Annotated in this window: 18 protein-coding genes; 2 read left to right on the forward strand and 16 right to left on the reverse strand. The window is 53.8% G+C overall.

Annotation, left to right across the window (positions count from 1 at the left end; genetic code table 11):
* Positions 1–197: 197 nt before the first annotated feature.
* The 13 genes from GC56T2_RS11515 to GC56T2_RS11580 all read right to left on the reverse strand — a co-directional run bounded on the left by GC56T2_RS11515 (position 198) and on the right by GC56T2_RS11580 (position 17095).
* Positions 198–782: a Uma2 family endonuclease gene (locus tag GC56T2_RS11515; protein ID WP_144975319.1), complete on the reverse strand. Its 585-nt coding sequence runs from the start codon at positions 780–782 to the stop codon at positions 198–200.
* 23 nt (positions 783–805) lie between these two features.
* A complete protein-coding gene (locus GC56T2_RS11520; RefSeq protein WP_144975321.1) occupies positions 806–2257 on the reverse strand; it encodes a sensor histidine kinase in 1452 nt (483 codons plus the stop codon).
* A gap of 3 nt (positions 2258–2260) precedes the next feature.
* The gene (locus tag GC56T2_RS11525) at positions 2261–2935 is read right to left on the reverse strand and encodes a response regulator transcription factor (protein WP_144975323.1); all 675 of its coding nucleotides are present in this window, start codon (positions 2933–2935) and stop codon (positions 2261–2263) included.
* Positions 2932–3909, reverse strand: a complete 978-nt coding sequence (locus tag GC56T2_RS11530; protein ID WP_144975325.1) for a YncE family protein — start codon at positions 3907–3909, stop codon at positions 2932–2934. Before GC56T2_RS11530 ends, GC56T2_RS11525 begins: the two co-directional genes overlap by 4 nt.
* 697 nt (positions 3910–4606) lie before the next feature.
* Entirely contained in the window at positions 4607–6202 is a 1596-nt protein-coding gene (locus GC56T2_RS11540; protein ID WP_144975329.1) for a Vga family ABC-F type ribosomal protection protein, read from the reverse strand.
* A gap of 287 nt (positions 6203–6489) precedes the next feature.
* Positions 6490–7827, reverse strand: coding sequence for a dihydrolipoamide acetyltransferase family protein (locus GC56T2_RS11545; RefSeq protein WP_144975331.1), 1338 nt, complete (start codon positions 7825–7827; stop codon positions 6490–6492).
* A gap of 141 nt (positions 7828–7968) precedes the next feature.
* Positions 7969–8952, reverse strand: coding sequence for an alpha-ketoacid dehydrogenase subunit beta (locus tag GC56T2_RS11550; RefSeq protein WP_144975333.1), 984 nt, complete (start codon positions 8950–8952; stop codon positions 7969–7971).
* Between the two features lie 13 nt (positions 8953–8965).
* Positions 8966–9961 carry a thiamine pyrophosphate-dependent dehydrogenase E1 component subunit alpha gene (locus GC56T2_RS11555; protein ID WP_144975335.1) on the reverse strand — a complete coding sequence of 332 codons (996 nt, stop codon included), beginning with the start codon at positions 9959–9961 and terminating at the stop codon, positions 8966–8968.
* Between the two features lie 286 nt (positions 9962–10247).
* Positions 10248–11669, reverse strand: coding sequence for a dihydrolipoyl dehydrogenase (gene lpdA, locus GC56T2_RS11560; protein ID WP_144975337.1), 1422 nt, complete (start codon positions 11667–11669; stop codon positions 10248–10250).
* A 30-nt stretch (positions 11670–11699) separates the two neighbouring features.
* The gene (gene buk / locus GC56T2_RS11565) at positions 11700–12812 is read right to left on the reverse strand and encodes a butyrate kinase (protein ID WP_144975339.1); all 1113 of its coding nucleotides are present in this window, start codon (positions 12810–12812) and stop codon (positions 11700–11702) included.
* Between the two features lie 55 nt (positions 12813–12867).
* Positions 12868–13971 carry a leucine dehydrogenase gene (locus GC56T2_RS11570; protein WP_033009431.1) on the reverse strand — a complete coding sequence of 368 codons (1104 nt, stop codon included), beginning with the start codon at positions 13969–13971 and terminating at the stop codon, positions 12868–12870.
* A 21-nt stretch (positions 13972–13992) separates the two neighbouring features.
* Positions 13993–14892 carry a phosphate butyryltransferase gene (gene yqiS / locus GC56T2_RS11575; RefSeq protein ID WP_033019162.1) on the reverse strand — a complete coding sequence of 300 codons (900 nt, stop codon included), beginning with the start codon at positions 14890–14892 and terminating at the stop codon, positions 13993–13995.
* 139 nt (positions 14893–15031) lie between these two features.
* The gene (locus tag GC56T2_RS11580; protein ID WP_144975341.1) at positions 15032–17095 is read right to left on the reverse strand and encodes a sigma 54-interacting transcriptional regulator; all 2064 of its coding nucleotides are present in this window, start codon (positions 17093–17095) and stop codon (positions 15032–15034) included.
* Between the two features lie 138 nt (positions 17096–17233).
* Here GC56T2_RS11580 and GC56T2_RS11585 point away from each other — a divergent pair, with 138 nt between their 5' ends.
* A complete protein-coding gene (locus GC56T2_RS11585; RefSeq protein ID WP_144975343.1) occupies positions 17234–17482 on the forward strand; it encodes a DUF2627 domain-containing protein in 249 nt (82 codons plus the stop codon).
* 106 nt (positions 17483–17588) lie between these two features.
* Here GC56T2_RS11585 and GC56T2_RS11590 read toward each other — a convergent pair whose 3' ends face one another.
* Positions 17589–18317: a glycerophosphodiester phosphodiesterase gene (locus GC56T2_RS11590; protein ID WP_144975345.1), complete on the reverse strand. Its 729-nt coding sequence runs from the start codon at positions 18315–18317 to the stop codon at positions 17589–17591.
* A 107-nt stretch (positions 18318–18424) separates the two neighbouring features.
* Here GC56T2_RS11590 and GC56T2_RS11595 point away from each other — a divergent pair, with 107 nt between their 5' ends.
* A complete protein-coding gene (locus GC56T2_RS11595; RefSeq protein WP_144975347.1) occupies positions 18425–18577 on the forward strand; it encodes a YycC family protein in 153 nt (50 codons plus the stop codon).
* 306 nt (positions 18578–18883) lie between these two features.
* Here the strand turns inward: GC56T2_RS11595 and spo0A are convergent, their stop codons facing one another.
* Positions 18884–19684 (reverse strand): sporulation transcription factor Spo0A, encoded by an 801-nt coding sequence (spo0A, locus tag GC56T2_RS11600; protein ID WP_172706119.1) that lies wholly within the window; start codon positions 19682–19684, stop codon positions 18884–18886.
* Positions 19685–19973: 289 nt separating this feature from the next.
* Positions 19974–21269: a SpoIVB peptidase gene (gene spoIVB, locus GC56T2_RS11605; RefSeq protein ID WP_144975351.1), complete on the reverse strand. Its 1296-nt coding sequence runs from the start codon at positions 21267–21269 to the stop codon at positions 19974–19976.
* Positions 21270–21352: the final 83 nt, after the last annotated feature.

Here is a 21352-nt window from a genome sequence, read left to right on the forward strand (position 1 = left end):
CGACATCGGCTGGTGAAACCTAGAAGGCTGGGGAAAAACGGCTGATTCCCTTCATCAATGGGAGAATGAGCGAAAAGCAGGACCGATGCAACAAGGTTTTTCTAGTTGAGAAATGACATTGCAAAGCCGTATCCACGATCAAATCACCAGCCTTCTAGACAACATACTGCCTAGCGAAGATGTCAATGGCCATTTGTTCATTCGAAAATGTTTCGTAAATCGATGAACAAATCCTCCCATCCATGAACGGGAACGGTGTCGTCACGGCTGTACACTCCGCGAAGTTCGAACTTCCCTGTTTTCTCACGCAAATACACTTCCACGACTTGATTCGCCGGGTCAACGATCCAATATTCCTTCACCCCAGCCCGCTCGTACGCGATCCGTTTGTCCATCCGGTCGATTTTGGCCGTAGCGGGAGACAAGATCTCGATGACCAAATCTGGAGCACCGACAATGCGGTTTTTTTGAATTTTGTTTTTGTCACAGATGACCACAAGATCGGGACATACCCAATTTCGGACGTTTTCATCCATCCATCCCTTGCGATGATCTTCAAAAAGGTACACGTCGATCGGGGCGGCCAACACGTGACAATCCTTCCCTCTGAAATACATTCCGAATTCGATCGAAAGCTGGAGCGAAATCGATTGGTGTTCCGGTGTGGGCGACGGCACCATGCTGATGATATTCCCGTCCAACACCTCGCACCGTTTTCCTTCCGGCCATGTCGCATACTCTTTATAGGTCATCGGGGCCTGTTCCTTTTCCCTTGAACCCATTTCCTCCACCTGCCTCCTAATTTTTATATTGATGATACACCATCCGTTCCTTTGTCTTGAACGTATGTTTCTTCCCCTTCCCTAACGAGCGGCAGGCGGACAGATACCGTCGTCCCGCGGCCGAGGTCGCTGTCGAACTGAATGGCGCCGCCGTGAAGGGCGACGATTTGCTTGACGATGGCCAGCCCTAAGCCGGTGCCGCCTTCTTTGCGGGTGCGGGCGCGGTCGACGCGGAAAAAGCGCTGGCCAAGAAGCGGGAGCTGGTCTTTCGGGATGCCTTTTCCCGTGTCTTCGATCACGAGTTCTCCTTCTGCTTCCGACAGGCGGCAAAGCCGCACCGTTACCGCGCCGCCTTCCGGAGTATAGCGGATGGCGTTGTCAAGCAAGTTGCGCATGACTTGTTCGAGCCGATCGGCGTCGCCGTTGACGATGACGTCATAATCCAAATCGCCTGACAGTTTGATCCGCTTTTGCGCGGCGATCGGTTCGTACATGGCGATGACATCTTCGATCACTTGAGCGAACGCCACCGGCGCGCGCTCGAGCGGCACGCTTTGCCCTTCAAGGCGCGCCAAATCGAGCAAGTCGCCAACAAGCCGCTCCATCCGTTCCGTTTCGCGGTGGATGAGGCGAAGGTACGCCTTTTCTTCTTCCTTCGTCTTCGCAAAACCAGCGAGAAGCGCTTCGCTGTACCCTTTCATATAGCTGAGCGGCGTGCGCAATTCATGCGAAACGTTCGCTAAAAACTCGCGCTTTTGCTCGTCTTCTTTGGCAATGGCGTCGGCCATTTGGTTGAACGCCTTCGCCAGGCGGCCGATTTCATCATCACTCCGCACGGGGATGCTCGCTTCGTAGCGCCCTTCCGCCATGCGCTCAGCAGCGCGTTCCATCGCCTGCAACGGTTCGACCAGCTGCCGCACCATCCGTCGGCCGACAACCAAAAGCGCGGCGGCGAATGCGGCGGCCAACGGCCAAAACGCGGCGGCTGCCCGTTTGGTTGCTGCTTGGACGTCGGCGAGCGGCATATACAAATAAATCGCTCCCATAAGCCGCTTGTCATCAAGAAGCGGAACGGCGACCGCCATCACACGGCGGCCAAACCGCTTTTCGTAGCCGGTTTTGACAACCGGCTTCCCGGCTAGCAGCGTTTCTCGGTCGCGGCCGCTGACTAACGCGTCATAGTGGACTGGAAACGGAAAACAGGCGCTCAGTTCGCGCGGGTTGTCGATCAATAGGATGGTGGCCGTCGATTTTTCGTCATACCATTCGATTTGCCGGCGGTATTCCCGAGCGATCGCCCCGCCCCGATAGTCGCGAGCGAGGCTCGTCCCTTCCGCGATCAACGTCCGCTCGACTTCTTTCATGTACACCGTTCGGTAAAAATAATTGAGAAGGCCAAAGGAAAACGCCAGCGTCGCCACGACCGCGGCGCCGATCGCCAGCCATACTTTTTGCCCTAAGCGGAGCCGTTTCATTTCTCATCCCTCAAATTTGTAGCCGATGCCCCAGACGGTTTGAATGTGGCGGCCGGCGTCTTTCAGCTTCATGCGCAACGTTTTCACATGAGTGTCAACGGTGCGGGCGTTTCCGGTGTAATCATACCCCCACACATGGACAAGCAAGTCATCGCGGCTGAACGCTTGCCCGCGGTGTTTCGCCAAAAACAGCAACAGCTCAAACTCTTTCAACGTCAATTTCACCGGTTCGCTGCCGACGATCACGGTTCGTCCTTTTTCGTCAATAACGAGGTCGCCAAACTGCAGCCGCCCATCGTTCTCGCGCCCGCGCCGCACCCGGCGCAGCACCGCCTCGAGACGGGCGATGAGCTCTCCCGGGCTGAACGGTTTGACGATGTAATCATCGCCGCCTAGCTTGAACCCTTTCACTTTATCCCATTCTTCGCCGAGCGCAGTCAAAAACAACACCGGCACGTCCGACTGCTCGCGAATGCGGGCGCAGACGGCGAATCCGTCCTGTTTGGGCATCATAACGTCCAGCAGCACGGCATCGACCGAATGTTGGGAAAGCAGCGCCAGCGCCTCCTCCCCGTCTTCCGCTTCCAAACTGCGAAAGCCGGCGTTTTCTAAATACATGCTGACCAATAGACGCATTTCTTCTTCATCATCGACGATCAAAACGGTTCGTTCGCTCATGTTCGTCCCTCCCGAATGAGCAGCTGCAGCGGACCGTCGCCCGTCTTCCAACGGGCGAGCGGCCGCAGCGTCCCTTCATCGACCACGATGATTTCATCGCTGTCATAGCTCGCGATATACAAACGGCCTCCTGCCGCTTCCATGGCAAACGGGTTGGCGCCGACAGAGACGGATCCGAGCCCCTTCCCGCTTGGCAAAACCCGATAAACCGTGTTCGAGCCATGGCTTAGCACAAACACACCGCGATCCGTTTCAACAAAATCGACCGGCATCACCGGCGCGGCGATCGTCCGAAGCAAGCGGCCGTCTTGCAGCGAGTAGACATGAATGTTCGTTTCCACCCGGCTTCCGCTGCCGTGCCCGCCGACCCACAGCTCCCCTTGCTTCTCCCGCACCACTCCGCCTAAAGCGAACTTCGGCACGGCAAACGAACGGATGACGCGGCGGCGGTCCACATCGATGACCCTCGCTTGTTCGTCTTGAAAATCGATCACATACAACCTCGTTCCAGCGCGATTGACAAGCAGCGTCATCGGAGAGCGTCCGACCGAAAGGCGGGCGATCTCTTCCCCGTCCCGGCTCACAACGCGCACCGCGCGATGTTTGCTGTCGCCAAAAAACCACGTGCGGCCATCCGGGGATGGAACCGCGCTGACGATGCCGCTCCCGGTTTTCCACTCGGCAAGCGGCTTCCCGGTGGCCAGATCGTACCGATAAACGCCGTCAAGATCCCGCCCGTACAAAAGCAGCGTCCGACCGTCCGCGCTCAACGCCCCGCCTTGAAACGGTTCGTTGATGTTCCAACGGGCGATCTGGCCGCCATGTTTCGCGTTCAAAAAGGTGACCGTTTCCCCTTTGACATCGAGGCTGATGACGACGGAAAGCGAATCAGCCACCGGGGGAAACGACGGATGGGCACAACTGCTTAGCAGAAAAAAGCAACCCAACAGCATCCACACGCTCGCTCGTTTCATCTCGTTTTTCTCCTCCGCACGTTCGTTTCTGCCCTCATTATACCTCACATTTGTGAAAGAAGTTTGAAATCGCGCCATGCAAAAAACCCCTACCGCCCAATCGATGGCGATGGGGAAGCGTTAAAAAGAAGAAAAACAGGGAAATATGGTTTCGTTCCTTCAAAAGGGATGAAACGGAACGGAAGAGTTGGCTCAATGAGTACAAGACCGATTGTTTGAACACCAAGCGGGATCCAAAAGCATGAAAGAAGGGATCATCGGCAGTATTTTGTTTGCAAAGGAAATACGAATCCTCCACTTCCACCGGCATTCGCCGATAAGTGGAGGCGGTCCCATCTTTTTTGTACAGAAGGATGATTGAAGATTAATGTGCCCCTAAAAACCCGTACATATATAGAAAGACAAAGAGAAAGGTTAATAAAGCCCCGATCATTGTTTGATTATGTGTGCTTTCATTTCTGTGCAAATTCTTTAAAAAGCTCGCCAAATTTAAAAACCATAAAACACCTATTATCGGTAAAATAAGCAAGTATATATATTCCATTCAAAACACTCCTTTTAAATCGCTTTAAAATGGTGTTTATTGCAAATAAAAAATCAAAAGGAATTTCAAATTGCAATTGACAAAGAAGGAGGATTTTGGTGATTTTTTCATTCCATGATTCTCTTTGAAGTACATCTTTTGCTGAAGAACTGTTTAATCAAAGTTCTTTTGAATTAGTTTTTCTTTTTCAGAGAGTAAATTTTCCAATTGCATCTCTAATTCTTCAGATGGATTTAAACTTAAACGGCTAATAACTTCGGCTATTTTTGTTTCTAATAAAAGCAGCCTTTCGTTTCTTTCTTGATCCTTTATTTCTGTTATTTTTCTTTGTTGGTGTTCTTTATATTCCTTGTAATTGCCATTAAACAATTCAATCTTTCCATTGCGTATCGATAAAATTCGTGTAGCTACTTTATTAATAAATCTACGGTCATGAGAAGCAAAGATTACGCTGCCTTCATAATTCGTTAGAAGCGTTTCCAAAGCTTCAATAGCTTGTGCATCAAGGAAATTCGTTGGTTCATCTAAAACTAACATATTAACATCACTTAAAATAATCTTCGCCAATGCTGCTTTTACTCGTTCTCCCCCGCTGAGAATTTCAACGGGTTTATAAATATCCTCACCAAAAAAATGCATTCTAGCAAGGACAGTTCGAATAAAAGTCTCGTTATGACTCGAAGTGGACCAAACGTTTTGTAGTATTGTTTTTTTATCATCTAGAATATTTAAATCTTGACTAAAATAACCAATTTTTATAGAAGGTGAAAATTTGACGTTCGGATCTTTATTTATAATTTTTTTTATTAGAGTTGTTTTCCCGCTTCCATTTGGTCCAATAATCGCCAACTTATCTCCCACACGTATTTGAAAGCTTATTTTATTCCATAAAATACGTTCTCCTACAATACCAGATAAGTCTTCAACACGTAAAATTGGTTTGTTGCGAGGAAGTTCTGCGTTTTTTAACTCCATTTTGATGGGAGGAAGTTCTTTTTCTTTTTCCACTGCTTCCAATCGTTCAATCCGTTTTTGAATGGATTTAATATTTAACATTAACTTTTTTTGAATACTGGCGTAGTGTGTTTTTACACCGGGGACTCTCGCTTCTGAATTAGAAATATTTTTCGGCTTCTTTGTCGCTCTTTGAGCTCTATGCCTCAGATCGATGATCGCCCTTTCCAACTGCTTCTTTTTCTCCATATATTTTTTATATTCCAATTGATTATGGAGCTTCTTTTTTTCTTTTTGTTCTTTATAATTGGTATAATTGCCAATGTACTCGATTACCTTACAATCATCTATTTCCCATATGGTTGTGCAAAGAGAGTCTAGAAAATCACGATCATGAGAAACAATAACAAATGCCCCCTTCCATTCGCTTAATATTTTTTCCAACCATTCAATGTGATCTGTATCAAGGTTTGTGGTTGGTTCATCAGCAAGCAATAAAGAAGGATGTCTATATAAAACTTGTTGAAGATATTCCTTTGTCACTTCACCACCGCTCTTTGTAGTACCCGCTTGTTGTTTTATCTGTGGTATCAGTTCAATTTTTGCGTACCGAGTCACTTCCCCATTATTTGGATTGATCTTTCCAGCTATTATGTTCAATAAAGTCGTTTTTCCACATCCATTTGGACCAATTAATCCGATTTTATCATGATCATGGATTTGTAAATTATTCACATCAAATAACAAGCGGTCTCTTACATAATGTTTTATATGATTGATTTCTAATAAAATCATATCAACACTCCTTTGAATGGCGTGGGCAGCCCGTGACGAAGGCTTCGTTTTTTGGCCAATCGTATCATCGATCGAAAGGAACAGGGGTTATTCACTCATCTACAGTTGATTGCATAAAAATTATAACAAATAAAAAATTTTTGTAAATCTATTCTGGTCCTCTCCTTTCTCATGGTGGCGCTTAACTTTATCTTGTTTTTCATCAACGAACAATTTCCCTTCAGGAGAGGATAAAAATCGCGCCATGCCAAAACCCCCACCGCCAACCGATGGCGATGGGGGAAGCGTTAATAAATCGGCGTGTTGTCTTTGTTCATGTTTTCCAAAATCGCTTTGACGCGGGCGAGGAAGCGGCCGCAAATGAGGCCGTCCAAGACGCGGTGGTCAAGCGACAAGCATAAGTTGACCATGTCGCGGATGGCGATCATGCCGTTTTTGACGACCGGGCGCTTGACGATCGTTTCGACTTGCAAAATGGCGGCTTGCGGATAGTTGATAATGCCCATCGACTGCACGGAGCCGAACGCGCCGGTGTTGTTGACGGTAAACGTGCCGCCTTGCATGTCTTCCGGTCGCAGTTGGCCGGCGCGCGTTTTCGCCGCCAGTTCGGCGATTTCGCGGGCGATGCCTTTGATCGTTTTTTCATCGGCGTGCTTGATGACCGGAACGAACAAAGCGTCATCGGTCGCGACGGCGATCGAAATGTTGATGTCTTTGCGCTGAATGATTTTATCGCCGGCCCAAACGGAGTTCAGCTGCGGGAATTCTTTCAGCGCTTGGGCGACCGCTTTGACGAAGAAGGCGAAATACGTCAAATTGAAGCCTTCACGCCGCTTGAACTCGTCTTTGATCGCATCGCGGTAGGCGACAAGGTCGGTGACGTCGACTTCGACCATCGTCCACGCGTGCGGCGCTTCGTGTTTGCTGCGGAGCATGTTGGCGGCGATCGCTTTGCGCACCGGGGTGACCGGAATTTCGATGTCGCCCGCTCCCGCTTCGATCGTTGGCGGCGCTGGCTTCGGCGGCGCGGCTGGTGCGGCCGCGGCAGACGGTTGAACGGTTGCGGCGGCCGGAGTCGGCTGTTCGGCTCGCGGCTCGGCTTTTGGCGCCGCTTGTTCCGCCGCCGGTGCCGCTCCCGCTTTCGGAATTTGGCCGGACTCAATCAGCTTCAGCAAATCTTTGCGCGTCACCCGCCCGCCAAGGCCGGTGCCTTCGACTTGTTCGAGGTCAATGCCGTGTTCTTGCGCCAAGCGGAGCACGGCCGGCGAATAGCGGCCGTTGTTGGCCCGGCCGGCCTTGTTCGGCGCCGGTGGCTTCGCGTTGTCTTCCGCTTTCAGCGCTTCCTCCGCCGGCTTCGCTTCCGAGCTTGGCGCGGCGACTTCGCCTTCGACTTCGATCGTGCAAATCGGCGCGCCGACCGGAAGCGTTTCTCCTTCGTTGGCGATCAATTCGCGAATGACGCCGGCAAACGACGACGGAATTTCCGCGCTCACTTTATCGGTGATCACTTCGGCGACCGGATCGTATTTGTTCACTTTGTCGCCCGGGGAGACGAGCCATTTGCTGATCGTGCCTTCGGTGACGCTCTCCCCGAGCTGAGGCATCGTCAATTGTTCGATGGCCACATCGATACCCTCCTATCTCTGTTGCAATATCTTTGCCGTGACGTCCCCAACCGCCTACGGTTGGCTTCGGGCCATTTTAGCGGGGTGCACCTTGGCCGACATCCCGCTGCCGAAGGGCCGGAGACGCCGTTCGTTCATCTGTTAAAACGCCGCCAGTTCACGCATCGCTTTTTCCACTTTTTCCGGGTTGACCATAAAGAACTTTTCCATCGTCGGCGCGTACGGCATCGCCGGAACGTCCGGACCGGCGAGGCGCATAATCGGCGCATCGAGGTCAAACAGGCAATGTTCCGCAATAATGGCGGCGACTTCGCTCATGACGCTGCCTTCTTTGTTGTCTTCGGTAATGAGCAGCACTTTTCCGGTTTTGCTCGCCGCTTCGATGATCGCTTCTTTATCGAGCGGGTAGACGGTGCGCAAATCGAGCAGATGGACGGAAATGCCGTCTTGGGCGACGCGCTCGGCCGCCTGCAAGGCAAAATGGACGCACAGCCCGTACGTGATGACGGTGATGTCCTCTCCTTTACGCTTGACGTCCGCCTTGCCGATCGGCAGCACATAATCATCCTCCGGCACTTCCCCTTTAATGAGGCGGTAGGCGCGTTTATGCTCGAAAAAGAGCACCGGATCTTCGTCGCGAATGGCCGCTTTGAGCAGCCCTTTCACATCGTACGGCGTCGACGGCATGACGATTTTCAGCCCCGGCTGATTGGCAAAAATCGCTTCCACCGACTGCGAGTGGTACAGGGCGCCATGCACCCCACCGCCGTACGGAGCGCGGATGACGATCGGGCAGTTCCAGTCGTTGTTCGAGCGGTAGCGGATGCGCGCCGCTTCAGAAATAATTTGGTTGACCGCCGGCATGATGAAATCGGCAAACTGAATTTCGGCAATCGGACGCAGGCCGTACATCGCCGCACCGATGCCGACGCCGACGATCGCCGACTCCGAGAGCGGCGTGTCGATGACGCGCTCTTCGCCGAACTGCTCGTACAATCCTTGCGTCGCTTTGAACACCCCGCCTTTCCGGCCGACGTCTTCTCCTAATACAAACACGCGTGGGTCGCGTTCCATTTCTTCACGAATGGCCATCGTCACGGCATCAATATACGAAATCACAGGCATCGTCCATTCCCCCTTACTCCTCGGCATACACGTAGCGAAGCGCATGTTCCGGCTCGGCGTACGGCGCTTTTTCTGCGTAGTCGGTCGCTTCGTTTACTTGTTTCATGACGCGCGCTTGAATGTCTTCTTCCAACGCATCCGTTAAGACACCTGTTTCTTTTAAATAGTTGGCAAACGAGATGATCGGGTCTTTGGCGCGCGCTTCGGCGAGCTCTTCTTCCGTCCGGTAGACGCGGTGGTCGTCGTCCGATGAGTGCGACGTCAGACGGTATGTCACCGCTTCGATGAGCGTCGGCCCTTCGCCGCGGCGGGCGCGGTCGGCCGCTTCCTTGACGACGCGGTACACTTCGAGCGGATCAGTGCCGTCAACCGTATAGCCCGGCATGCCGTAGCCAACGGCGCGATCCGACACTTTTTCGCATGCCAATTGTTTGGAAATCGGCACGGAAATGGCGTACTTGTTGTTTTCGCACATAAAGATGACTGGAAGCTTGTGAACGCCGGCAAAGTTCGCCCCTTCATGGAAATCGCCTTGGTTTGACGACCCTTCGCCGAACGTGACGAAGGCGACAAAATCTTTCTTTTCCATTTTCGCCGCCAAGGCAAAGCCGACGGCGTGCGGCACTTGCGTCGTCACAGGCGAGGAGCCGGTGACGATCCGGTTTTTCTTTTGCCCGAAATGGCCCGGCATTTGCCGGCCGCCGGAGTTCGGGTCTTCCGCTTTGGCAAACGCGGCCAACATCAATTCCGTCGGCGTCATGCCGAACGTCAACACGACGCCCATATCGCGATAGTATGGCAGGACGTAATCTTTCGTCCGGTCAAGAGCGAACGCCGCGCCGACTTGCGCCGCTTCCTGCCCTTGGCACGAGATGACGAACGGAATTTTCCCGGCGCGGTTTAACAGCCACATCCGCTCATCGAGTTTGCGGGCGAGAAGCATCGTTTCGTACATTTGCAACACAGTGTCATCGCTTAATCCGAGCGCTTGATGACGATTTTGCGCCATCGGAACAACCTCCCTTAATGAAAATCGTTTGCCAATTCCGCCGATGAGCTTGCGAATCTTGCCTTTTTCAGCCCACCCAAACGGGAGAGGGGAGCTTTTCCGCAACGGATGCCCGTCCGCCGAACGGGCAGTGAGCGGCGGTGCTTTTGCTTCTTTCCCCTCTCACGTGCGCCGCTTGGTTCACTTGTCCGGCAAAAATGCGCCTTCGCAAATGACAGTGAAAAGTGCATCGCAAACGGGCGCAGCCGGTATCCTTGCAACGGCGCAGCCTTCGCAAAAATGACAGTTAAAAGTGAATCGCCCGGCCATCGACGGCCAGCGCCGCTTCCGCCAAGGCCTCTGAAAGCGTCGGGTGCGGATGGATCGCATGGGCCACTTCCCACGGAGCCGCATCAAGCACGCGGGCGAGCCCGGCTTCGGAAATCAAATCGGTCACGTGCGGCCCGACCATATGGACGCCAAGCAAGTCGTCGGTGTTCCGGTCGGCGACGAATTTGACAAACCCTTCCGCCTCGCCGAACACCAGCGCCTTGCCGATCGCTTTAAACGGAAATTTGCCGACTTTGACGTCATAGCCTTTCGCTTTCGCCTCTTGCTCGGTTAAGCCGACCGCCGCCGCTTCCGGACGGGTGTAAATGCAGCGCGGCACCATCGTATAGTCAATCGGCGCTGGGTTGCGCCCGGCTAAATGTTCAATGGCGACGATCCCTTCATGGGCGGCGACGTGGGCGAGCTGCAAGCCGCCGATGACATCGCCGATCGCGTAAATGTGCGATTCTTTCGTTTGGCCGAATTCGTTCGTTTGAATATACCCCTTCTCGACGACAATCTCGGTGTTTTCGAGGCCGATTCCCTCAATGTTCGCCTGCCGCCCGACGGAAACAAGCATCTTGTCGGCCGCGAACGTTTTCCGCTCGCCTTGATGCTCCGCTTCGATCGTGACGCCGTTTCCTTTCTTGAGCGTTTCCGGCAGCACTTTCGCTCCGGTGACGATGTTGACGCCGCGGCGGCGGAGCAGTTTTTCCATTTCTTTTGACACGTCTTCATCTTCTGTCGGCAAAATGCGGTCGGCATACTCAAGCACAGTGACATCCACGCCGAAATCGTTCAACATCGACGCCCATTCCATGCCGATCACGCCGCCGCCGACGATCAAGATGGATGACGGGAGCGTCGCCATTTGCAGCGCTTCATCGGACGTCATCACGAATTCGCCGTCCGGCTCCAGCCCCGGCAGCGTGCGCGGACGCGAACCGGTGGCGATGACGACAAACTTCGGAACGAGCATTTCGTTTTCGCTGCCATCGTTCATTTCGACCGACACCGTCCCTGGCAGCGGGGAAAAGATCGATGGGCCGAGCAAGCGGCCAGTGCCGGCGTATACATCGATTTTCCCTTTTTTCATCAAATGCTGCACGCCTTTGTGGAGCTGCTCAACAATCGCTGCCTTGCGCGCCTGCACTTTGGCGAAATCGAGGCGCACGTCGCCGGCGATGACGCCAAACGCCGCGCCGTTTTTCGTTTGCGCGTACACTTCCGCACTGCGAAGCAGCGCTTTGGACGGAATGCAGCCAGCATGCAGACATGTGCCGCCAAGCCTCCCTTTTTCGACGACCGCCGTTTTCAACCCGAGCTGCGAGGCGCGAATCGCCGCTACATAACCGCCCGTACCCCCGCCGAGAATGACGACATCGTATTCGTTTGCCATTTTGCCTTCCCCTTTCTGTCCGTTGCTGCCTCAACGCCGGGCCGAAGCCGGCGCAGCCGCTTCACCGAGATACGTTTTTTCTTTTTCCTCGCCGCGCAAGACGCGAAGCGCCCCTTCCGCCAACGCCTGCAGCTCGTTTTCGCCCGGATGGACGATGACATCGGCGATCCATTGGACGCGGCGGGTGATCTGTTCGACAAACGATTTGCCGTACGCCAGTCCGCCGGTCAAAATGATGGCGTCGACTTTGCCGGCAAGCACGGCGCTCGCCGCCCCGATTTCTTTCGCCACTTGGTACGCCATCGCCTCGTAGACGAGCTTCGCCTGTTCGTCTCCTGCTTCGATCATCGCTTCCACTTTGACGGCATCGTTCGTGCCGAGGTAGCCGACAAGCCCGCCTTGGCCGACGAGCATGCGCATCACTTCCTCACGGTAGTATTCGCCCGAGAAGCATAAAGCGACCAAATCGCCGGCCGGCACCGTCCCGGCGCGCTCTGGGCTGAACGGGCCTTCGCCGTCAAGGCCGTTGTTGACATCCACTACTCTTCCTTGCTTGTGGGCGCCAACCGTAATCCCGCCGCCCATATGAGCGACGATCAAGTTGAGTTCGTCATACCGTTTGCCAAGCTGGCGGGCGACGCGGCGCGCGACCGCTTTTTGGTTGAGCGCGTGGAAAATGCTGCGCCGCTCAATGAGCGGAAACCCGCTGATTCGGGCGAGCGGCTCGAGTTCATCGACGACGACCGGGTCGACGATAAACGCCGGAATGTTGAGCGCTGAGGCGATTTCATGCGCCAAAATGCCGCCGAGGTTGGAGGCGTGCTGGCCGGAATACCCGCGCCGCAAATCGTCAAGCATCGCCTCATTGACGCGGTACGTTCCGCCTTCAATCGGGCGGAGGAGCCCGCCGCGGCCGCAGACGGCGCTCAACTTCGATAAATTGATCCCTTCTTCATCGAGCGCTTGCAAAATCGTTTGCTTGCGGAACTCATACTGGTCGGCGATCGTTTTATATCGCCGAAGCACGTCCGCCTCATGGCGGATCGTTTTTTCCAGCAATGGCCGTTCGTTTTCAAAAACGCCGATCTTCGTTGAAGTCGAACCTGGATTGATCGTTAAAATGCGAAACTTCTGCTCTTGCATCGTTGCTGTCCCTCCGTTGACCGCCGCGGGGCGGAAGCCCGCCCCTTTCCCGCCTTCAGCGAGCGCGGCGGCGGCTTAAAATATGATGGCCGTTTTGCAAAAACTGGCTGCGCGCTTTGCGCATCGTTTCAATCCGCTCTTCGGCCATCCGGTCAGCCGCCACGTACGTTGGAATGTTGTCGCGTTTGGCGATCGCGAACACTTTTTCGATGTTGTCGTAAATTTGCTCGATTTTTTTCATCGCCCGCTCGCGGTTGTAGCCGTACAGCTCATCGGCGACATTGATGACACCGCCGGCGTTGATCACATAATCCGGAGCGTACACGATCCCCATCTCATGAATGATGTCGCCGTGACGTGGCTCTTTCAGCTGGTTGTTCGCCGAGCCAGCGATCACCTTCGCTTTCAGCTGCGGAATCGTTTGGTCGTTGATAATGCCGCCGAGCGCGCACGGAGCGAAAATGTCGCACTCCACACCGTAAATGTCGTTCGGGTCGACCGCTTTCGCCCCAAATTCCTCGACCGCGCGCGCCACCGCTTCCTTGTTGATGTCGGTAACGATGAGTTTCGCCCCTTCTTCGTGCAAATGGCGGCACAGATGGTAGGCGACATTGCCGACTCCTTGGACGGCGACGACTTTTCCTTCGAGCGAATCGCTGCCGAACGCTTCTTTCGCCGCCGCTTTCATCCCGCGATAGACACCGTAAGCGGTGGCCGGCGACGGGTTGCCGGATGAGCCGAATTCCGGCGAAATGCCGGTGACATAGTCGGTTTCTTGATAGATGATGTCCATATCGGCAACGGTCGTGCCGACGTCTTCCGCCGTGATGTAGCGGCCGTTCAACCCTTGAATGAACCGGCCGAACGCACGGAACATCGCCTCGTTTTTATCTTTGCGCGGGTCGCCGATGATGACCGTCTTGCCGCCGCCAAGATTCAACCCGGCGGCCGCGTTTTTGTACGTCATGCCGCGCGCGAGGCGCAACGCGTCTTCAAGCGCTTCTTCTTCCGAATTGTACATCCACATCCGCGTCCCGCCGAGCGCCGGGCCGAGCGTCGTGTCATGAATGGCGATGATCGCTTTCAGCCCTGACTCTTTATCTTGGCAAAACAGCACTTGCTCATAATCGTATGTTTCCATATATTTGAACAATTCCATCTGAGATGGCCTCCCTCTTTTTTATTTCGCTGCTGAACAGATGGCAAGGGCGAGCGAATACAATTTGCTTTCGGCCGAGTCGGCGCGCGATGTCAAAACGATCGGCGCCTTCGCCCCGGCGATGACGGCGCCGACGTTGGCTTTGGCAAAATAGACGAGCGACTTGTACAGCATGTTGCCGGATTCAATGTCCGGCACAAGCAAAATGTCCGCCTGTCCGGCCACATCGCTTTCAATCCGCTTATGTTTCGCTGCCGCCATCGACACCGCGTTGTCTAACGCAAGCGGTCCGTCAAGCAAACAATCGCCGATTTGTCCGCGCTTTTGCATGATCGCGAGCGCGGCGGCATCAAGCGTTGCCGGCATGGCGGGATTGACCGTCTCCACCGCTGCCAGCGCCGCGACTTTCGGGCGCTCGATGCCGATGGAACGCGCGATGATGACGGCGTTGTTCACAATTTGCACCTTTTGTTCCAAATCGGGGGCGATGTTCATCGCCGCATCGGTGACGATGACAAGCCGGTCAAACGTCGGCACGTCAAACACCGCGACATGGGACAACACCTTTCCGGTGCGCAGCCCGTACTCTTTGTTCAAGACAGCTTTCAGCAGTGTCGCTGTCGGCACATGCCCTTTCATCAACGCATCGGCCTCGTTCAAATGGACGGCGCGCACGGCCAGCTCCGCCGCTTGCCCGACCGAATTCGCATGAACGATCTCCACATCGGGAAAGCGGGCGCACCCCTTTTCCCTCAACAATCGGGCAATCCGGTCGCGATCTCCGTAAAGCACAAACCGGCCAAGGCGATGTTGTAGCGCCATCGCCACCGCCTCGATCACTTCTTCATCTTCCGCCGCCGCCACCGCCACCGTTTGGCTCTGGCGCCGGCTTGCCTCTTCGATTAACGATTCGAGCTTCATCGTCTACACCAACCTTTTTTGCCTATCGTGCTGCACGATAATCTATGCAAAAACTATGCCAACACCAAAACAATGAAAGCGCTTTAAACAAACCATTTCTCCTTCGTTGGTATGTGCAACTTTTTTCTTACCACGAAAATTATTGCATGCTTTTTTTGTCAAGTCCGTATTTTTCCAACTTATAGTATAAATTGCGCACCGAAATGCCAAGCGCTCGGGCAGTCGCCGTTTTGTTGCCGCCATGGCGGCGGAGCGCCTGTTCGAGCAGCCGCGCCTCATAGCGCGCCACCATTTCATCGAGCGGACGCAATTCTTCTTCGCTTTCGCCGCCGAATGAAGGAGAGGAGGACGGCGTTGTCAACGGCGGCAAATGAAGGACGTCAATCATCACCTCATGAAATTTCATGAAAATCATTGCCCGGCCAAGCACATTTTCGAGCTCCCGGACATTGCCCGGCCAATCATAGGCCAACAGCTGCGCCATCGCTTCGTCCGTCACCCCTTCGACATTGCGCCCGTAATCTTGGTTCAGTTTCTGAATCAAATGTCGGCAAAGGGCCGGAATATCTTCCTTGCGGGCGCGCAGCGGCGGAATGGAAATCGGCATCCGGTTGAGCCGATAGTATAAATCTTCGCGAAACGCGCCAGCAGCGATCGCTTTTTCCAGATTGACGTTGGTCGCGGCGATGACGCGGACGTTGATCGGAATCGGCTTCGTCCCGCCGACGCGAACGATTTCTCGCTCCTGCAAAACGCGAAGCAGCTTCGCTTGCGTGCTCGCTGATAATTCACCAATTTCGTCAAGAAAAATGCTGCCGTTGTTCGCTTCTTCAAACAGCCCGCGCTTGCCGCCGCGCCGCGCCCCGGAAAACGCTCCTTCCTCGTAGCCAAACAATTCGCTTTCTAATAATGTTTCCGGAATGGCGGCGCAATTCACACGGATAAACTTGTTATACTTTCGATCGCTGGCGTTATGAATGGCGTGGGCGAACAGCTCTTTGCCGGTCCCCGATTCCCCGCGCAATAAAATCGTTGCCGGCGTTTTCGCCGCCAGCTTGGCTTGCTCAATCGCCACTTTCATTTCTTCCGACTCGCCGATAATATCGGCAAACGAATATTTCGCCTCAAGATTGCGGATAATTTGCCGCGCCCGGTTGAGCTCCGCCGTCAGCCGCTGAATTTCCGAGACATCATGGATGACGCCAACGCTTCCTTTCAAGACGCCATCGACGATAATCGGCGCGACATTGACGATGACGTCCCGATTTTTGGGGCCGACTTTCATGCGCGCCCCGCGCACCGGGCGGCGCGTTTTCAATACTTGCATATGCATGCTTTCGCCCTCGGCAATATCGGCGGTCGCCGGCTTGCCGATCACGTCTTCTTCCTTCAAACCGGTAAGCCTCGTGTAGGCCGGATTGATCAAAATGCCGTTTCCGTTCTCATCGACGACGGAAATCGCTTCTTCCGATGAATGAATGATCGCTTCAAGCATCATCCGAACTTCTTTTAAATCGGTAATTTCCTCGGCTAAGGCGACAAGTTCAGTGACGTCTTTCAATACGGCGAGCGCCCCAAACAGTTGGCCGCTGTCATCGATGATCGGCATGCGGGTCGTGATTAATTTTTTGCCATTGGGAAGCTCGACTTCTTGGTGAAACTCCGTTTGCCGAGTTTTCAGAACACGCGGCAGCCCGCTCGACGGCAAAACGGTGAGGATGTGCTTGCCAATCGCTTCCTGTTTGTCAAGCGCGAGCAACTCCGCGGCGCTTTCGTTCATATCGGTGACGTACCCATATTCATCGACAACGATCATGCCGTCATGGGACGAATGAAAGATGAGGGCGCGCCGGGCTGCTTCGCTTTTCAGCTTGGCGATCAACGCTTCTTTCTCTTCGACCAACTCCGCCATCATGCGGGCAACGGCGCTTGGGACGATGTTCACCCCGTTTGGCGCCAAGTCACGAATCTCCTCAAGCACCTCGGCTCTCCCCGTTGTTTCAATAATCAAATCGAGCGGCTCTCTCAACCACGGCCGCCAGTCGCTGGCCGCGGCGATGCCCCACTTTTTCGCCAGCTGCAGCCCCGGAGCGTTTTCATCGACATCGACGACCGCCTTCACCTCAAACCCCGACGCTTCATGAAGCAGCTTCAGCAGCGATGTTCCGCGCGCATCGGCCCCGACGATCACAACGTTCTTCATTCGCTCCACCACACTTCGCTATATGTCAATTTTTGCAGACACTTTTATCATACTTGATTTCCTCTTTCCTTGACAAATCGGGGATAACCGTTATGATAATCGATAAAGTCCATTTTGTCGGAAAGGAATGCGATCGCGATGGAGCGAATCATGGCGCTGTTGATTTTAGTCATTCCTGGCCTTGGCGCGGCGCTTGGCATTAAATGGATGCGCGATGCGTTGTTCGGCATCAGCGATCCGCCGTTCGCGCTTTTATGGCTGCAATTTTTCGCAGGATTTTTGCTGTTTGCCGCCGGACTGGCGTTTATCGGCGGATTTGTATTGCATCATGACCGAAAGCGGAACAAAGTGCAGACGCGTTTCCAGCGCCGCCGCAACACTCGTTGAGAGAGGCAAAAAAAAACGCCTTACCTCTTCGGTCAAGGCGTTTCCTCCCTCCGTCGCTTTGCTTGCTGCTTTGCAAATGGCCGCCCGGATGGCCGTGCGCATCGAGTCAAGGCGTTTCCTCTTTCCATTGCTTCGCCTGTTGCGGGTAGTCGGTGAAGATGGCGTCAACGCCATAGGAAAACATCGTTTTCATCGCGTTTCGCTTATTCACCGTAAACGGGCGCACCGCCACCCCACGCTGCCGCGCTTCCGCCGCCCATTTCGCCGTGACGGTTCGATAATGAGGATGCAAGCCATCCGCTTTCATGACTCGCACATACGTCCATGGATCATGGAGCGGGTCGATCGACAAAAGCGCCGTCTCCATGTCGGGAGCCAGCTCTCGACAAAGGCGCATGCTGTTATGGTTGAACGATGACAAAATCGTCCGCTTCTCAAGCCCGTAGCGGCGCACGAGGGCAATCGTTTTTTGCTCGAGCTTTTCGTAAGCGATCAAGCTGTTTTTCAACTCGATGTTGACGGCCAGCGGAGTGGGCGCCAACCACGCCAACACTTCTTCCAAATGAGGAATGGGGCAATGACCATACCGCCCCCGCCATGTGGCCGCCGCGTTCAGCGCCCGCAGTTCGCGGTACGTCATGTCTTTCACCCAGCCGCTTCCGTCCGTCGTTCGGTCGACCGTTTCATCGTGAATGACGACCACTTCGCCGTCCTTGGTGAGCTGCACATCGAGTTCAATGCCGTCCGCTCCCACGTTTGCCGCCTCGATAAACGCCACCATCGTATTTTCCGGGTGTGTGCCTGCCGCTCCCCGATGGGCAAAAATCAAGGTCATTCGTTTCCTTCCTTTCGCATTCATTCGCCCGTCAGCCAACAAGCTGGCCGAAACGGGCAGTGATCCGTTATACTATTGTCATACATATGAACGAATGAGGTGAGATGATGCAGCCATTACGAATTTCGCTGGAAACGGCGCAAAAGCTGGCCAAGGTGCTCGGCGTGCCGATCGAGCAGATCATGCATATGCCGCCGCACATTCTCATAAACAAACTGCGTGAATGGGAGCAAAAAGAAAAACGATCCGGTTCCTCCTAACCGTTTCGCTCTTCCAAACGAAGCCGGCGGTGCCGCGTAGGCCTGCCACCAAGCGGCGGTGCAGCGGCTCGGCTTGGGCAACGATGGGCAAAAAACGCATTCGGTTCCTCGTACCGGTTCTGTACGTTTGCGATCCGTTCGGGCAACGCGATGAGCAAAAACACATTCGGTTCCTCGGGCCGGTTCTGTACGTTTGCAATCCGCTCGGGCAACGATGGACGAAAACATAGTCGGTTCCTCTGCAAGAAAAGGCGCCCCCCACGGATGGGGCGCCTTGACGATGCCGCGCCGTTTTCCCCTCGCCGCTTACGACGCCTTATGCTCAAGCCGCAGCTTATCGGCCACCATGGCGATGAATTCCGAGTTGGTCGGCTTGGCTTTCGAAACGCTCACCGTATAGCCAAAGAGCGAGGAAATCGATTCGAGGTTGCCGCGGCTCCAAGCGACTTCAATCGCGTGACGGATGGCGCGTTCAACGCGGCTGGCGGTCGTATTGTATTTTTTGGCGATGTCCGGATACAACACTTTCGTAATGGAGCCAAGCAGTTCGATATCGTGATACACCATCGCGATCGCTTCACGCAAATACAAATAGCCTTTAATATGGGCGGGAACACCGATTTCATGAATGATGCTCGTAATGCTCGCGTCCAAGTTTTTCGGCTTATTGTCGCGCGTTTGGTACGCTGACAGCGACTTTTTGACGATCGGGGTCGTTTTGCCGTGAATTTGCCGGATATGATGGACTAAGTTTTCCATATCAAATGGCTTTAAAATGAAATAGGAGGCGCCAAGTTCCACCGCCTTTTTCGTGACGTCCTCTTGCCCGAACGCCGTCAGCATAATCACGTTCGGCTGATGTTCGAAATGGGTGCGAATTTTCTCGAGCACCGCCAACCCGTCCAAATGCGGCATAATGATGTCGAGAAGCAACATGTCAGGCCGTTTTTCCTCCAGCATGCGCAAGCATTCTTGGCCGTTGTATGCCGTTCCAATCACTTCCATGTCCGCTTGACTGGAAATATATTCATCAAGCAATGTCACCAGTTCCCGGTTATCGTCGGCAATGCACACTTTAATGCTCAAATGAATCGTCCTCCCCCGCATTTTGTTGCTATGTAGCATTCCGTTAACGTACATTCGACAACAACAACGGAAAATCCTTTTATTTTTTTGAAAATAAAATTATAACAAAAAACGGGTCGATTAGACAATGTTCGTTTTTCGAAAAAAGACGTTTGTCGAAAAATCGTGATCCCACCTCCATTCTAACGGATGTTTCACCAAATATCTATGCAAAAATGGCCATATTTTTGCTCGTTTTTTCTTTTTTTCACTTGTCCTTCGCACAGCCGGGCGGTTGGGCAAGCCGCGACAAAAAGCGAGCCGACGATCGTCAGCTCGCTTTCTTTTGGTTGCCATATAGATCGATTCCTGCCTGCTGAAGCATCCATTCGATATGGACGCCGTAGCCGGATGTCGGGTCATTGACGAACACGTGCGTGACGGCGCCGACAAGTTTGCCGTCTTGGATAATCGGGCTGCCGCTCATCCCTTGGACGATTCCCCCTGTTTTCTTCAACAAACGCGGGTCAGTGACGCGAATCACGAGGCCTTTGGTCGCCGGAAATTTCTGCGGAATGGTGCTGACAATTTCCACGTCAAACTGTTCGACTTTGTCGTTTTCGACCACCGTCAGCATTTTCGCTGGCCCTTCCTTCACTTGACTCGCCAAAGCGACAGGAATCGGCTTGGTGATCGGGCCATCCGGCAGCGGTTTCGTCAGTTTGCCGAAAATACCGAATGGGCTGTTGACGGTGATGGTGCCGATCACTTCCTCCCCGTCGGCAAAGCGGGCCAATTTTTCACCGGGATTCCCGCTCGTTCCTTTTTCAATCGAGGTGACGGTCGAGCGCATGATTTGCCCATTTTGGACAACGATCGGCTTTTTCGTGTCCATGTCGGAAATGACGTGGCCAAGCGCCCCGTACGTTTTCGACTTCGGATCATAAAACGTCATCGTTCCGATGCCGGCGGCTGAATCGCGGATATAGAGGCCGATGCGGTAGACACCATCGTGTTTGTCTTTCAGCGGAACGAGCTTCGCCGTCATGGCGTGCTGATCGCGCAGGATTTGCAGATGAAGCGGTTTTCCTGTTTTTCCGGCTTCCTCAATGAAAGGGGAGAGGTCGCTCATGTTTTCAATTTTTTGGCCATTGATGCCGGTAATGATGTCGCCGACTTGGATGCCGGCCGCTTCGCCCGGCGATTGTTTTCCATGGTCGGTTTCAACAAGATGGTAGCCGACGACAAGAACGCCGACCGTATTGAGCTTGACGCCGATCGATTGCCCGCCGGGAATGACTTTGAGCGTCGGCAGCACCTTGACATCCACTTGCTTAATCGGCATCCCGGCGACTTCAAGCACCATTGTTCCTTGTCCGCGCCGTTTCGCCTTGACTGCCAATGAACCGTTTTTCTGCTCGACTTCGAGCGTTTCGGGAGCGTTTTGCACATTCACGGCCGCTTGCGCTGGAAGGGAGGCGGTGTTCCATTTGACCGCATCGCCTTCAAACAGAACAAGCTGTTTCGGGATTTGCCAATATTCCTTCATCGGCTTGGACAACCCGATGGCCGCTATGATGCCAAGGAGCAGCACTCCTGCGATTGTTCGCGCCATCTCTTTCTTCAATGTCGTTCACTCTCCTCGCTCCCGCCTACACCATGCAAAAACGGTTACAGTTTTAATTTTGCCTGAACGGGGGAAAATATAAT

The organism is Geobacillus sp. C56-T2 (genome assembly GCF_007829715.1).
Taxonomy (GTDB): Bacteria; Bacillota; Bacilli; order Bacillales; family Anoxybacillaceae; genus Geobacillus; species Geobacillus icigianus.